At 61.1% G+C, this 15,368-nt stretch carries 13 protein-coding genes; all 13 read left to right on the plus strand.

What is annotated here, in order from left to right:
• The first annotated feature begins 192 nt into the window (after nt 1–192).
• The 13 genes from tolQ to serA all read left to right on the plus strand — a co-directional run bounded on the left by tolQ (nt 193) and on the right by serA (nt 15,351).
• Complete coding sequence (gene tolQ, locus ACS4RR_RS06755) at nt 193–912, plus strand: protein TolQ (RefSeq protein WP_162118847.1); 720 nt, start codon at nt 193–195, stop codon at nt 910–912.
• 18 nt (nt 913–930) lie between these two features.
• Nucleotides 931–1,386, plus strand: a complete 456-nt coding sequence (tolR, locus tag ACS4RR_RS06760; RefSeq protein ID WP_456189875.1) for a protein TolR — start codon at nt 931–933, stop codon at nt 1,384–1,386.
• Nucleotides 1,387–1,394: 8 nt separating this feature from the next.
• Nucleotides 1,395–2,540, plus strand: coding sequence for a cell envelope integrity protein TolA (tolA, locus tag ACS4RR_RS06765; protein ID WP_456189876.1), 1,146 nt, complete (start codon nt 1,395–1,397; stop codon nt 2,538–2,540).
• Nucleotides 2,541–3,008 carry a cell envelope integrity protein TolA gene (gene tolA / locus ACS4RR_RS06770; protein WP_456189877.1) on the plus strand — a complete coding sequence of 156 codons (468 nt, stop codon included), beginning with the start codon at nt 2,541–2,543 and terminating at the stop codon, nt 3,006–3,008.
• A gap of 1 nt (nt 3,009) precedes the next feature.
• Nucleotides 3,010–4,317, plus strand: a complete 1,308-nt coding sequence (gene tolB, locus ACS4RR_RS06775; protein ID WP_222294059.1) for a Tol-Pal system beta propeller repeat protein TolB — start codon at nt 3,010–3,012, stop codon at nt 4,315–4,317.
• Between the two features lie 152 nt (nt 4,318–4,469).
• A complete protein-coding gene (pal, locus tag ACS4RR_RS06780) occupies nt 4,470–5,000 on the plus strand; it encodes a peptidoglycan-associated lipoprotein Pal (protein WP_456189878.1) in 531 nt (176 codons plus the stop codon).
• 163 nt (nt 5,001–5,163) lie between these two features.
• Nucleotides 5,164–6,150 carry a tol-pal system protein YbgF gene (gene ybgF / locus ACS4RR_RS06785; RefSeq protein WP_222294058.1) on the plus strand — a complete coding sequence of 329 codons (987 nt, stop codon included), beginning with the start codon at nt 5,164–5,166 and terminating at the stop codon, nt 6,148–6,150.
• Between the two features lie 11 nt (nt 6,151–6,161).
• Nucleotides 6,162–7,586, plus strand: coding sequence for a tRNA lysidine(34) synthetase TilS (tilS, locus tag ACS4RR_RS06790; protein ID WP_260109372.1), 1,425 nt, complete (start codon nt 6,162–6,164; stop codon nt 7,584–7,586).
• 96 nt (nt 7,587–7,682) lie between these two features.
• On the plus strand, nt 7,683–9,614 hold the full coding sequence (gene ftsH, locus ACS4RR_RS06795) for an ATP-dependent zinc metalloprotease FtsH (protein ID WP_456189879.1): 1,932 nt from the start codon (nt 7,683–7,685) through the stop codon (nt 9,612–9,614).
• Between the two features lie 241 nt (nt 9,615–9,855).
• A complete protein-coding gene (gene glmM, locus ACS4RR_RS06800) occupies nt 9,856–11,208 on the plus strand; it encodes a phosphoglucosamine mutase (protein WP_017968094.1) in 1,353 nt (450 codons plus the stop codon).
• 263 nt (nt 11,209–11,471) lie between these two features.
• On the plus strand, nt 11,472–12,308 hold the full coding sequence (locus tag ACS4RR_RS06805) for an outer membrane protein (protein ID WP_162118840.1): 837 nt from the start codon (nt 11,472–11,474) through the stop codon (nt 12,306–12,308).
• Nucleotides 12,309–12,496: 188 nt separating this feature from the next.
• On the plus strand, nt 12,497–13,675 hold the full coding sequence (locus ACS4RR_RS06810; protein WP_222384626.1) for a phosphoserine transaminase: 1,179 nt from the start codon (nt 12,497–12,499) through the stop codon (nt 13,673–13,675).
• An 80-nt stretch (nt 13,676–13,755) separates the two neighbouring features.
• Nucleotides 13,756–15,351, plus strand: a complete 1,596-nt coding sequence (serA, locus tag ACS4RR_RS06815; RefSeq protein WP_020486256.1) for a phosphoglycerate dehydrogenase — start codon at nt 13,756–13,758, stop codon at nt 15,349–15,351.
• Nucleotides 15,352–15,368 lie beyond the last annotated feature (17 nt).

Consider the following 15,368-nt stretch of genomic DNA (forward strand, 5'->3'; position numbering starts at 1 on the left):
AGTGTCTTACTGGGAAAGTCGGAGTTTGTGCGGTGCACGCCTTCCTTTGACCAAATTTGACGGCAAGAAGGCGGAAGATGAGCTTGGAAGTTTGACCAGGGCTTTGGGCGGCGGCCGCCGGACACTTCTTGCGAGATCAGTTTGTGCCGCCCGGTCCAGCACCGGGCGTTTGGATTCGGGGATTTTGGACCAATGGAACAAGTAGGATTGGCAGCAGCAGCGACGGACGTCAGCCTCTGGTCGCTTTTCATGCAGGCCGGCATCGTCGTCAAGCTCGTCATGCTCGGGCTTATCGCAGCCTCGGTGTGGACGTGGGCGATCGTCATCGACAAATACCTGGCCTATGGCCGCGCGCGGCGCCAGTTCGACAAGTTCGAACAGGTGTTCTGGTCGGGCCAGTCGCTCGAAGAACTCTACCGTTCGCTGTCGGAACGCAACAATACGGGGCTCGCGGCAATCTTCGTGGCTGCCATGCGCGAATGGAAGAAATCCTTCGAACGCGGCGCCCGCTCGCCGATCGGCCTGCAGATGCGTATCGATCGTGCGATGGACGTGACGCTCGCCCGCGAATCCGAATTTCTCGGCGCCCGTCTCGGGTCGCTCGCGACCATCGGCTCAGCCGGTCCGTTCATCGGTCTCTTCGGCACGGTCGTCGGTATCATGACCTCGTTCCAGGCGATTGCCGGTTCGAAGTCGACCAACCTTGCGGTCGTCGCGCCCGGTATCGCCGAAGCGCTGCTTGCCACCGCGATCGGCCTCGTCGCCGCTATCCCGGCGGTTATCGCCTACAACAAGTTCTCTGCCGATGCCGGCAAGCTCTCGGGTCGAATGGAAGGTTTCGCGGATGAATTCTCCGCCATACTTTCGCGCCAGATCGACGAGAAACTGCAGCCGCGCGCTGCCGCTCAGTAACCAACGGAGTATTCTCACATGGGTATGGCTGTTGGAGGCAATGGCGGCGGAGGCGGCGGACGCCGCCGTCGCGGCGGTCGGAACAGGGCCGTGATTTCCGAAATCAACGTGACGCCGCTCGTTGACGTCATGCTGGTGCTTTTGATCATCTTCATGGTCGCGGCACCGATGATGACCGTCGGCGTGCCGATCGACCTGCCGGAAACGCAGGCCAAGGCGCTGAATTCCGAGACGCAGCCGATCACCATTTCCGTCAAGAATGATGGCCAGGTGTTCCTGCAGGAAACATCGATCCCGGCCGTGGAGATCGCCGCCAAGCTCGAGGCGATCGCCACCACCGGTTATAACGAACGGATCTTTGTGCGCGGCGACGCGACCGCGCCTTATGGCGTCATCGCCGACGTCATGGCCCGTATCCAGGGTGCAGGCTTCAAGAATATTGGCCTCGTGACGCAGCAGAAGAAGGACCAATAGCGCTCAAAATGAAGGCCAGCGTCGTCACATCTGTTGTTTTGCACGGGCTGGTGCTTACCTGGGCGCTGGTGTCGCTTAGCGCGCCGGAATCTTTCAAGGTGGAGGATTTCGAGGCGATGCCGGTCGATCTGGTGCCGGTGGAATCCATTACCCAGATGCAGCAAGGCGACAAGAAGGCTCCGAAGAAGGAGACTTCCGCGCCGGTGCCGACGACGCGGCCGCCGATCGCGCAGCCGGCCGAGAATGCCGGCGACAACAATGTCGACCTGAAGACGCCGCCGGTGCCGAACGCCAAGCCCAGCAACAGCGAGGCTGCCGCGGCGAATTCGAGCGAAAAGCCACTGCCGAAGACCGATCCGAAACCGAACGATGTCAAGGACATCGTCAAGGAGGAAACCGAAGTCGAGCAGTCGAAGGAAGTCGCTTCCATTCCGCCGCCGAAGCCCGTCGAAGTGACGCCGCCGAAGCCCGAGGAAAAACCGCCGGAAGAGCAGGCCAAGCCGGAGGAACCGCCGAAGCCGGATGCCGAGGCGCTGCCGGACAATGTGCCGACCCCCGTCGCCAAGCCGCAGGTGAAGCCGCCGGAGCCGCAGAAGCCCGCCGAAAAGCCGCCGGAAAAGACAGCCGACCAGCCGAAGGCTGCCGAGAAGCCGACCGAAAAGAAGAAGGCCGATCAGAAGCAGGAGACGGCGAAATCCGCCTCGTCGATGAAGAGCGACTTCAATGCCGACGAGATTTCGATCTTGCTGAACAAGACCGATCCTTCCGCCGGCGGCGCCAAGCGCTCGACGCAGGAGGCATCGCTGGGGGCGAAGAAGAGCAATGGCGGTTCCAAGCTCAGCCAAAGCGAAGAAGATGCGCTACAGGGTTTGATCCAGGGGAACTGGCTTATCACCCCGGGAATGGAAGGTCTTTCCGGCATGGTCATCACGGTGCATTTCAAGCTCGATAAAGATGGAAATATTATCGGCCAGCCCGAAATCGAGTCTTCCGGCGGAAGCAGCACCGATTCAACGCGTCGTGCGCTGGAAAGTGGCGCTTACCGTGCCGTGATGAAATCTGCTCCCTCGTTCCGCACGACGCTTCCGATGGACAAGTATGACGTGTGGAACGAGGTCGTCCTTAACTTTCATCCCAGCGATATGGGAATTTAAATGCCGAGGAGTCCATTCAATTTCGCGAAGTCTTTCGGACTATACATCGCGCTGACAGGGCTCATCGGCTGCTCCATCTTTCCATTCAATGCGGATGCTGAAACGACCGGTCGAGCGAATGACAGTGCCACTGCGACGCATCTCACTGGGGCGGAGATCGATGCAATGCGGGATGCGATCGAAAATAACTTCTTTGTCGATGGCAGAATGAGCGACGACGGCAATGTATATGCGACGATCAATGTGAAGCTGGATAGAGACGGCCAGATTGTCGGCGTCCCTGACGTTAAGGCCAGTGGTGGAAGTGAGCGCACGCGGAAAAGCTTTGCCGATGCCGGCCTTCGCGCAGTTCGTCGCGCAGCTCCTTTTACAATGCTTCCAAAAGATAAATACGATGGCTGGAAGGAAGTCATTTTGAACTTTGACACCAGCGGTCCTACCCAATTAGATGCTGAAAGGCTTGTTTGATATGGTCAAGTGTTCCCTCATCCGCGCTCTGATGGTCATTGCAGGCCTGATTGGGGCTGCAGCCTTTACGACCCCGGCGAACGCGTTGGTCACCCTCGACCTTCGAAAAGGCAATGTCCAGCCGATGCCGATTGCGGTGACTGACTTCCAGGGCGACATAGGCGCGCAGGTTTCGCAGGTCATCGCCGCCGACCTGCAGCGTTCCGGCCTGTTTGCCCCGATCAACCAGGCGGCCTTTATCGAAAAGATCTCCAATCCGGATGCCGCGCCGCGTTTCGAGGACTGGAAGGTCATCAATGCCCAGGCGCTGGTCACCGGCCGGGTTACCAAGGAAGCCGATGGCCGTCTTCGCGCCGAATTCCGGCTCTGGGACCCGTTCGCCGGACAGCAGATGACCGGTCAGCAGTTCTATACGCAGCCGGAGAACTGGCGCCGTGTGGCGCACATCATCGCCGATGCGATCTACAAGCAGATCACCGGTGAGGAAGGTTATTTCGACACGCGCGTCGTCTTCGTCTCCGAATCCGGCACCAAGCAGCAGCGCAAGCGCCAGCTCGCGATCATGGATCAGGACGGCTTCAACGTGCGGATGCTGACCGATGGCAGCGATCTCGTGCTGACGCCGCGCTTCTCGCCGAGCCGGCAGGAAGTCACCTACATGTCCTTTGCCAACCAGCAGCCGCGGGTCTATCTGCTGCAGCTCGAAACCGGGCAGCGCGAAGTCGTCGGCAATTTCCCCGGCATGACCTTCTCGCCGCGCTTTTCGCCGGATGGTCAGAAGGTGATCATGAGCCTGCAGCAGGATGCCAATTCCAATATCTATACGATGGACCTGCGCTCGCGCACGACGACCCGGTTGACCTCGACGGCGGCGATCGACACCTCGCCCTCCTATTCGCCTGATGGTGCGCGTGTCAGCTTCGAGAGCGACCGCGGCGGAAAACCGCAGATCTACGTGATGAACGCCGATGGCTCGGGCCAGACCCGTATTTCCTTCGGCGACGGCTCCTATTCGACGCCGGTCTGGTCGCCGCGCGGCGATCTCATCGCCTTCACCAAACAGGCCGGCGGCAAGTTCTCGATCGGCGTGATGAAGCCGGATGGTTCCGGCGAGCGCATCCTGACGACCGGCTTTCACAATGAGGGCCCGACCTGGGCGCCGAATGGCCGCGTGCTGATGTTCTTCCGCCAGGCGGCGGGCGCAGGTGGTCCGCAGCTCTATTCGATCGATCTGACCGGTTACAACGAGCAGCTCGTGAAGACGCCGACCTACGGTTCCGACCCGGCCTGGTCGCCGCTTATGGAGTAGGCGATGCGCTGCTGCCTTCTTGTCGCCCCAAAGTCATGGAACCGAGCGACCACGGGACAAATCAGTAAATCGTTAACCATAATCTTTGAGGGGCGGTTAACCGAGTGCGGTTACTGTCCGGAAACCCTGATGAAATCGCAAGGAGACCGGCCATGAGCCGAATTCATACCCCGGCAATGAGCCGCATGCAGAATTTCGCCCGCAACCCCGTCATGATCGCGCTTATCGCCGGCCTAGCGCTCGCAAGCTGCGCCAAGAAGCCGCCGAACAGCGCCGGCGACCTCGGGCTCGGCACTGGTGCTGGCGCCGCGACGCCGGGCTCTGCCCAGGACTTCACGGTCAATGTCGGCGACCGCATCTTCTTCGATACCGACTCCTCGTCGATCCGCGCCGACGCCTCGCAGACGCTCGACCGTCAGGCCCAGTGGCTCGCCCGCTACCGGAACTACCAGATCACCGTCGAAGGCCATGCCGACGAACGCGGCACGCGCGAATACAACCTCGCGCTCGGCGCCCGCCGTGCGGCTGCCGCCAAGGACTATCTCGCTTCGCGCGGCGTCCCGGCGCAGCGCCTGAAGACGATCTCCTACGGCAAGGAACGTCCGGTCGCCGTTTGCGACGATATTTCCTGCTGGTCGCAGAACCGCCGCGCGGTTACCGTGCTTGGCGGCGCGGGCATGTAACTGCCGAGCAACAATTCGCTTTTTCGAAAGGCGGTCCCGCGTGGGGCCGCCTTTTCTTTTTGACCACACTTTGGCCAGACTCCGTTGCTTTTTGAAAGCAATTGGAAAAATCTCCTGTTCGTGCCATCGAGGTGCGAAGAATCACTGGGACAGGACGATACATATGAAGAAACTTGTCGTGGCAGGCATGCTGTGCCTCGCGGCTGTGACCGGAAGCGAACGGGCGGCCCATTCCGCCTCGTTTTTCGGGCTACATCTCGGCGACCGATCCGCGGAAAACCAGGCGGCGCCGCCTGTTGTCAAGGTGCAGAGCGGCGACGCGGAGATCCGCGTGCAGCAGCTCGAAGAGCAGCTGCGGCAGCTGAACGGCCGGATCGAAGAGATGAGCTTTCAGCTTCTACAGATGCAGGAGACGATCCGCAAGCAGCAGGAAGACAATGAATTCCGCTTCCAGCAGCTCGAAAAGACCGGTGGCGGCGGTGCCGCCAAGGCACCTGTCAAGAAGAGCGAGACCGATGGCGCTCCAGCAGCCTCCGGCGGCGACGATATTGCCAGGGTGATCCAAGCACCGCAGGGAGCCGAAACGGCTCCCTCCACCAGCGTGCCGGAGAATAGCGGTCTCGGCCAACCACCGAAGGAGCTCGGCTCGATCGATTTCGATCAGAACGGCAATCCGATCGGCGGAAGCGTCGACGAAAATGCCAAGATCGGTTCCGGTCCGATTCCCGATGCCAATAGCAAAACGCCGCAGCAGACCGCCTCGCTCGGCAGCGAGGCCGACCAGTATAAGGCCGCCTACGGGCACGTGCTATCCGGTGATTACAGCACAGCCGAACAGGAATTCACGCAGTATATCACCCACTACCCGAGCAGCGCGCGGGCGGCGGATGCCAATTTCTGGCTCGGCGAAGCACTCTATTCGCAGGGCAAGTACAATGAGGCCGCCAAGACCTTTCTCAATGCACATCAGAAATACGGCACATCGGAAAAGGCGCCGGAAATGCTGCTGAAGCTCGGCATGTCGCTTGCCGCCCTCGACAATACCGAGACGGCGTGCGCGACGCTGCGCGAAGTGTCGAAGCGTTATCCGAAGGCCTCGCGCGCCGTCATAAGCAAGGTTGCGAGCGAACAGAAGCGCCTCGCCTGCTAAGGGATTCCGGAATGTCTCCGGAAACCGCATCGCCTCAACGGGCGATCCTCCAGTTTCTTTCGTCGCTTCAAAGCCCCGCACGCATTCTCGTCGCGATATCGGGCGGCAGCGATTCCACCGGCCTGCTTCTTCTCCTCGATGAAGCCGTGAAGGTCGCGCCCCATCTCAAGATTTCCCTTTGCGCTACAACCGTCGACCATGCGTTGCGCGCCGGCTCGGCAGACGAGGCGCGTGAAGTCGCAGCCCTCTGCACATCGCTTGGCATTCCCCACACCACCATGATCTGGGAGGGCGACAAGCCGAAAACCGGCATCATGGCGGCGGCCCGCGAGGCGCGCTATAGCCTGCTGGCAACCGCCGCCGAAAGTTTCGAAGCCGATCTCATCGTCACTGGCCATACGTTCGACGACCAGCGCGAAACACTGCAGATGCGTGGGATGCGAACGGAGCAGATTTCGACCGGCATTGCGGATGCGGTGCTTTTCAACCGGCGCTTCTGGATTTGGCGGCCGCTTCTCTTTTCCAGCCGGGCAGATATCCGCGCTTTCCTCAAGGAGCGGGGCGTGCCGTGGATCGATGATCCGAGCAACGAAGATGTGACCTATGAGCGCGTGCGGACACGCCGGAAGCTTTCGGCCGATGCAGGTGCCGAGAGGAATGTCCGCGCGGCTTGGGAAGCGCGGCTGGCTCTTTCGGCTAGGGGAGCAGAATGGCTGGATGGTCATTTCACGCTCCACGGCGGTCTACTCGGGCAGGTGACGCCCGACGGGTTGCGGCAGGACCGGGCGGTCCTCGATTATGCACTCGGCCGTCTGACAGCCGTTTTCGGTGGGCTGCCGTTTGCACCGGGGAGGGCGCATATGGAGCATATCCTTGCATTTGTCACCGGCAGTGAGCCGGGACGGATGACCGTTGGCAGGGTGGTGTTCGATCTCAGGCGTGACGGGCTTTATTTGGCGCGCGAGAGCCGGGGGATATTGCCGCTGGTATTGCTGCCGGGAGAGGCTGGGGTTTGGGATGGAAGGTTTTATGCGCGCAATGCGTCGGCCGCATTAATTGAGATCCAGACGCCCAAGGACTTCGGCGCGCAAGACACTTCGCGCCTAATTGAGCCAATCATCGCGCAGAAGCGCGGTGGCTGGATTCCCGTGACATCCCTCGGATCAAGTCCGAGGGCAGGAATGAGGGGGCGTATGCATCACCTTCCCAAGGGTGCATGGAAGCGCGCCGTCGCCGCAGCGCCGGTTTTATCTGCCGAAGGAGCCCCTTTATCTGAGGAATCCGTCCGTAAGGTCGAACTGACGCCCTATTTCGCACCCTTCGACCGCTTTTTGACACGATTTGACTTCATCTTTGCCAATAGGCTTTCGGCGGTTTTCGCGACGGCGCCCTATGCGAGGCTGCCTTTAAGAAGTATTGACGGAAAAACCATCTGACCTGGGGTGTCGCCTTGGCAATCGTGCGGCGCAACCCTATGTTAGAAACGAATAAGACTGTCGCCATGAGGCGGCTGTTCCATGCTGGGGAGTTCAATGAACCCTAACTTACGTAATTTCGCCTTGTGGGCCATCATCGCGCTTCTGCTGATCGCCCTTTTCAGTATGTTCCAGACGGCGCCGGCACAGACGGGCTCCCGCGAAATCCCTTATTCGCAGTTTCTGCGTGAGGTCGATGCGGGCCGCGTGAAGGATGTCGTGGTCACCGGTAACCGGTTGACCGGGACATATCTGGAGAACAACAATACCTTCCAGACCTATTCGCCTGTGATCGACGATAGTCTGCTCGACCGCCTGCAGGGCAAGAACGTGGCCGTCACCGCGCGTCCCGAGACTGATGGTTCTTCCGGCTTCCTGAGCTATCTCGGCACGCTTTTGCCGATGCTTCCGATTCTCGGCGTCTGGCTGTTCTTCATGCGGCAGATGCAAGGCGGCTCGCGCGGTGCGATGGGCTTCGGCAAGTCCAAGGCCAAGCTCTTGACCGAAGCGCATGGCCGCGTGACTTTCGAAGACGTTGCCGGTGTCGACGAGGCCAAGCAGGATCTCGAGGAAATCGTCGAATTCCTGCGTGATCCGCAGAAGTTCCAGCGTCTCGGCGGCAAGATTCCGCGTGGCGTGCTGCTCGTCGGTCCTCCGGGTACCGGCAAGACGCTGCTCGCCCGCTCGGTCGCCGGCGAAGCCAATGTGCCCTTCTTCACCATTTCGGGCTCCGATTTCGTCGAAATGTTCGTCGGCGTCGGTGCAAGCCGCGTGCGCGATATGTTCGAGCAGGCCAAGAAGAACGCGCCCTGCATCATCTTCATCGACGAAATCGATGCCGTCGGCCGCCATCGCGGCGCCGGTCTCGGCGGCGGCAATGACGAACGCGAGCAGACGCTGAACCAGCTGCTGGTCGAAATGGACGGCTTCGAGGCGAATGAAGGCGTGATCCTGATCGCTGCCACCAACCGCCCCGACGTGCTCGATCCGGCGCTGCTGCGTCCCGGCCGTTTCGACCGTCAGGTCGTCGTGCCGAACCCCGACATCGTCGGCCGCGAGCGTATCCTCAAGGTACATGCCCGCAACGTTCCGCTGGCGCCGAATGTCGATCTCAAGATTCTCGCCCGTGGCACGCCCGGTTTTTCCGGCGCCGACCTGATGAACCTTGTCAACGAAGCTGCCCTCATGGCCGCCCGCCGTAACAAGCGCGTCGTCACCATGCAGGAATTCGAGGACGCCAAGGACAAGATCATGATGGGCGCCGAGCGCCGGTCCTCGGCTATGACCGAGGCGGAAAAGAAGCTCACCGCTTACCATGAGGCCGGACACGCCATCACCGCGCTCAATGTCGCCGTCGCCGATCCGCTGCATAAGGCGACGATCATTCCGCGCGGTCGTGCGCTCGGCATGGTCATGCAGCTTCCCGAGGGCGACCGCTACTCGATGAGCTACAAGTGGATGGTTTCGCGCCTCTGCATCATGATGGGCGGCCGCGTGGCCGAAGAGCTCACCTTCGGCAAAGAGAACATCACTTCGGGTGCCTCTTCCGACATCGAGCAGGCGACCAAACTCGCCCGCGCCATGGTCACGCAATGGGGCTTTTCCGATCAGCTTGGTCAGGTCGCCTATGGCGAGAACCAGCAGGAAGTCTTCCTCGGTCACTCGGTTTCGCAGTCGAAGAATGTTTCGGAGGCAACCGCGCAGAAGATCGACAATGAAGTGCGCCGCCTGATCGACGAAGCTTATACGCAGGCCCGCACGATCCTGACGGAAAAGCACGACGAATTCGTCGCCCTTGCCGAAGGTCTGCTCGAATACGAGACATTGACCGGCGAAGAGATCAAGGCGCTGATCCGCGGCGAAAAGCCTGCCCGCGATCTCGGCGATGATTCGCCGCCGAGCCGCGGCTCAGCCGTTCCGAAGGCCGGCGCACGGCCCGTCACCAAGGGCGACGAGCCCGAAGGCGGCCTCGAACCGCAGCCGCATTGAACAGCGGCACTACCTTGAAGAAGGCCGGATTTCCGAAATGGGAGATCCGGCTTTTTCAATTGGTAACGGGATATAATCATTTTTCTTGCTAATTTACGTGCTGATCGCCGCATTTTGTGGCATTCCGCTGAATTGAGGCAAGCATGAATCACGCTCGTGGATTGACGACAATTCACTGAAGCCGGATTCGCTCGGAACGGTGCGCTGCCTTGAATGGCGCGCGGAAAGCGCAGGAGTGCAGATGAAAAGACGCTATTTTGGTACAGACGGCATTCGCGGCCAGGCCAACGTCTTCCCTATGACGCCGGACCTCGCGATGCGGGTTGGCATCGCCGCAGGAACGATTTTCCGTAACGGCGCCCACCGTCATCGTGTAGTGATCGGCAAGGACACGCGGCTGTCAGGATACATGCTTGAGAATGCCCTCGTGGCCGGTTTTACCGCGGCCGGACTGGACGTGTTCCTGCTCGGCCCTATTCCGACACCTGCGGTTGCCATGCTGACGCGTTCCCTGCGATGCGATATTGGGGTGATGATTTCGGCCTCGCACAATCCGTTCCAAGACAATGGTATCAAACTTTTCGGTCCGGACGGCTACAAGCTCTCCGATGACATCGAAGCGCAGATCGAGGATCTGCTCGAGAAGGATCTATCGGGGCAGCTTGCCAAGGCTGAGGAAATCGGCCGAGCCAAGCGCGTCGATGGCGATATCTATCGCTATCTCGAGCACGTCAAACGCACGCTGCCGCGCGACGTCACGCTGCAGGGTCTCCGGATCGCCATCGATTGCGCCAACGGTGCCGCCTATAAGGTGGCGCCCGCCGTGCTCTGGGAACTCGGTGCTGAGGTCGTCACTATCGGCAACGAGCCGAGCGGCATCAACATCAACCTCAATTGTGGTTCCACCAGTCCCGTCGCGCTGCAGAAGAAGGTCGACGAGGTGCGCGCCGATATCGGCATCGCGCTCGACGGCGACGCGGACCGCGTCATCATCGTCGATGAAAACGGTTCGATCGTCGACGGCGACCAGTTGATGGCCGTCATCGCCGAAAGCTGGGCCGAGAGCCAGCAACTGCGTGGCAATGGGATCGTTGCGACCGTCATGTCCAATCTCGGCCTCGAGCGCTTTCTCGATGAGCGCGGCATGGCGCTTGCCCGCACGCGGGTCGGCGACCGCTACGTCGTCGAGCATATGCGCCAGCACAATTACAATGTCGGTGGCGAGCAGTCGGGCCATATCGTGCTTTCGGATTACGGCACGACCGGCGACGGTCTCGTCGCGGCCCTGCAGATCCTGGCCGCAGTCAAACGCACCGGCCGGACCGTCAGCGAGGTCTGCCGTCGCTTCGAGCCGGTGCCGCAGCTGCTGCGCAATGTTCGCATCAGCGGTGGCAAGCCGCTGGAGGATATCCAGGTGCAGAAGGCGATCGCCGATGCCGAAGCCGAGCTTGCCAGGAACGGCCGCCTCGTCATCCGTCCCTCGGGCACCGAGCCGCTGATCCGCGTCATGGCCGAAGGCGACGACCGCGCCCAGATCGAGCGCATCGTCAACGAGCTGATCGGCACGATCTCGAACGTCCGGACTGCCGCCTGATTTTTCGGGACGAAATGTCAAAAGCCGGTGCGCAAGCGCCGGCTTTTTTGTTATGCGTGCGCACTATTTTGAGCTGATCGCCGCGGCCAAACCATCCCGATGAGCCAAACCGATCTATGTTTCGGGCCGCCTTGATGCCTGGCATCAAGGTAAATAATCGTGGTTAAGCAGCTTTTAACGTTTCCCATTCATTATCCATCCCAAGCGTACAAGATTGGCAGCGACCGAGCCTGCCGACGCAACGGGATTTTGGAGTGGGATCCATGAAAAGAAGCTTGTCCGGCATCTTCGCCGCATTGTTGATCGCGACAAACGCCTATTCCGCGGACCTCGCCCCTGCCGAGCCTATCCCGGAGCAGCCGCCTGAGGTGACGGTCACCGAAGCGACCGGCTGGTACCTGCGCGGCGATGTCGGCTATGCCTTCACCGATCTGCGCGGCGCCCGCTATTTCCAGGGCAGCAACGCCACGGAGGTCGATTTCGACGACGCCGATCTGGACGATACATGGACTGTCGGCGGTGGTGTCGGTTACCAGATCAACAGCTATCTGCGCACCGATCTGACCTTCGACTATCTCACCCAGGCGGATTTCAACGGCTCTACGGTCGGGCAGTGCGGCTTTCCGCTGGTGGACTGCACCTCGAGCGACCGCTCTTCGCTGACAGCCTATACGCTGCTCGCCAACGCCTATGTCGATCTCGGCACTTACGGCTACGTCACGCCCTATGTCGGCGCCGGTATCGGCGGTTCTTACGTGAAGTGGAAGAACCTCAGCAACGTCGCCTGCGCCGATGACGGCAGCTTCTGCGACGACCAGGTCACCCATGGCGGCAAGGGCAACTGGCGCTTCACCTACGCGCTCATGGCCGGCGCTTCGATCGATGTGACCTGCAACATCAAAGCCGATGTCGGCTACCGTTACCTGCATATCGATGGCGGCAACATGTTCGGCTATGCCGACAATGGCGGCCCGGGCCGCGACAAGGGTCTGAGCGCCCACGAAGCTCGCGTCGGCGCCCGCTATCTCTTCGGCGGCTGCGCCCAGGCGAGCTACGAACCGCCGCCGGAAATCCCGCTGCAGCAGCCTGTCTACAAGTAAGTCCGATCCCCTGACATCTGAAAGCCGCCCCGACCGGGCGGCTTTTTCCTATTGCGGCCATCCCGGCCTGCGTCAAAATATGTTCCGCCCGCGACACTTCGATCTTGACTATGACGCGCCGGGTCCATACACACGGCGGCGGGACACCCTTCCCCAACGAAGGGCTTTCTATCTGAGAGGATAGCATCATGGCGAAGACCGCAAAGCCGGACATCCGTCCGAACAATACTCATTTTTCTTCTGGCCCCTGCTCGAAGCGCCCCGGTTGGTCGCTCGAAGCCCTTTCCGACGCGGCCCTTGGCCGTTCGCACCGCGCGAAGGTCGGCAAGGCCAAGCTCAAGCAGGCCATCGACCTTACCCGTGAAATTCTCGAAGTGCCGGCGGATTACCGCATCGGCATCGTTCCGGCGTCCGACACCGGCGCCGTCGAAATGGCGCTTTGGTCACTGCTCGGCGAACGCGGCGTCGACATGCTCGCCTGGGAAAGCTTCGGCGCCGGCTGGGTCACCGATGTCGTCAAGCAACTGAAGCTCAAGGATGTGCGCAAGCTCGAAGCCGGTTACGGCGAGCTTCCCGATCTGTCCGCCGTCGATTTCGACCGCGACGTCGTCTTCACCTGGAACGGCACCACCTCGGGCGTGCGCGTGCCGAATGCCGATTTCATCCCGGCCGACCGCAAGGGCCTGACGATCTGCGACGCCACCTCGGCGGCTTTCGCGCAGGCACTCGATTTCGCCAAGCTCGACGTCGTCACCTTCTCCTGGCAGAAAGTTCTGGGCGGCGAGGGTGCCCACGGCGTCATCATCCTTTCGCCGCGCGCCGTCGAGCGTCTGGTTACCTACACGCCGGCCTGGCCACTGCCGAAGATCTTCCGGATGACTTCGGGCGGCAAGCTGACGGAGGGCATCTTCCAGGGTGAGACGATCAACACCCCGTCGATGCTCTGCGTGGAGGATTATATCGATGCGCTTGTCTGGGCGAAGCAGGTCGGCGGCCTCAAGGGGCTGATCGCGCGTGCCGATGCCAATGCCAAGGTCATCCACGATTTCGTCGCGGCGAACGACTGGATTGCCAATCTCGCCGTCAAGGCGGAGACGGCCTCCAACACCTCCGTCTGCCTGAAGATCGTCGACAAGGACATCGCAGCGCTTGACGACGACGGTCGGGCGAATTTTGCCAAGGGCCTGGTCGGCCTCCTGGAAAAGGAAGGTGTCGCCTATGACGTTGGCCACTACCGTGACGCGCCGTCGGGCCTGCGCATCTGGGCCGGCGCAACGATCGAGGCATCCGACATGCAGAAGCTGATGCCCTGGCTTTCCTGGGCCTTCGAAACACAGAAGGCGCAGCTCGCTCAGGCGACCGCCTGAGGTTATCGCATCCGGCTCCGCCATAGGGCGGAGCCCATTCCTGATTCATTCATCGCTGAACACTTTTGAAGGAGGCCATCATGGCACCTCGCGTTCTCGTATCCGACGAATTGTCGGAAACCGCCGTCCAGATTTTTCGCGACCGCGGCGTCGAAGTCGATTTCGAACCGCAGCTCGGCAAGGACAAAGACCGTCTGCTCGAAGTCATCGGCAAGTATGATGGCCTGGCCATCCGCTCCGCCACCAAGGTGACGGAAAAGATCATCGAGGCGGCGACGAACCTCAAGGTCGTCGGCCGTGCCGGTATCGGCGTCGACAATGTCGATATCCCGGCCGCCTCGCGCCGCGGCATCATCGTGATGAACACGCCCTTCGGCAACTCGATCACGACGGCCGAACACGCGATCGCGCTGATGTTCGCCGTCGCCCGCCAGCTTCCGGCAGCCGATACCTCGACGCAGGCCGGCAAGTGGGAGAAGTCGAAGTTCATGGGCGTCGAGATCACCGGCAAGACGCTCGGCGTTATCGGCGCCGGCAATATCGGCTCGATCGTCTGCGCCCGGGCCATCGGCCTCAAGATGCACGTCGTCGCCTACGATCCGTTCCTCTCCAAGGAGCGCGCCGAGGAGATGGGCGTCACCAAGGTCGAACTCGAAGAGCTGTTCGCCCGGGCCGATTTCATCACGCTGCATGTGCCGATGACCGACAAGACGCGCGGCATCCTCAACAAGGAAGCACTGGCAAAGACCAAGCCAGGCGTGCGCATCATCAACTGCGCCCGCGGCGGCCTGGTCGATGAGGCAGCGCTTGCCGAAGCGATCAAGTCGGGCCATGTCGCGGGTGCCGCCTTCGACGTGTTCGAGGTCGAACCCGCCAAGGAAAGCCCGCTCTTCGGCCTGCCGAACGTCGTCTGCACGCCGCATCTCGGCGCCTCGACGACCGAGGCGCAGGAGAACGTCGCTTTGCAGGTGGCCGAACAGATGGCGGACTACCTCGTCAATGGTGCGGTCTCCAACGCCATCAACATGCCGTCGATCACGGCCGAGGAAGCGCCGATCCTGAAGCCCTTCATCCGTCTTGCCGACGTTCTCGGCGCCTTCGTCGGCCAGGTCACCGAAGAGCCGATCAAGGAAATCGAAATCCTCTATGACGGCGTCACCGCCAACATGAACACGCGGGCACTGACGAGCGCCGTGCTCGCCGGCCTCATCCGCCCGCAGGTCGCCGACGTCAACATGGTTTCGGCGCCAATCATGATCAAGGAAAAGGGCATCGTGCTTTCCGAGGTCAAGCGCGACAAGACAGGCGTCTTCGACGGCTATATCAAACTGACGGTGACCACCGAAAGCATGACACGCTCGGTGGCCGGCACGGTGTTTTCGGACGGCAAGCCGCGCTTCATCCAGATCAAGGGTATCAACCTCGATGCCGATGTCGGCTCGCACATGATCTACATCACCAATACCGACGTTCCCGGTATGATCGGCTTCATCGGCACGACGCTTGGTGCTGCCGGCGTCAACATCGCCAACTTCCAGCTCGGCCGTGACAAGCAGGGCGGCGACGCCATCGCGCTGCTCTATGTCGACGGCAAGGTTGATGACGCGGTGCTTGCTGAGTTGACCGCCCACCAGGCGGTACGCCAGGCAAAGCCGCTGACCTTCAATATTGACTGAGTTTTTCCTCCCAAGGA

Origin of the sequence: Rhizobium zaerense (assembly GCF_051810725.1) — a bacterium.
GTDB classification, from domain to species: Bacteria; Pseudomonadota; Alphaproteobacteria; order Rhizobiales; family Rhizobiaceae; genus Rhizobium; species Rhizobium leguminosarum_I.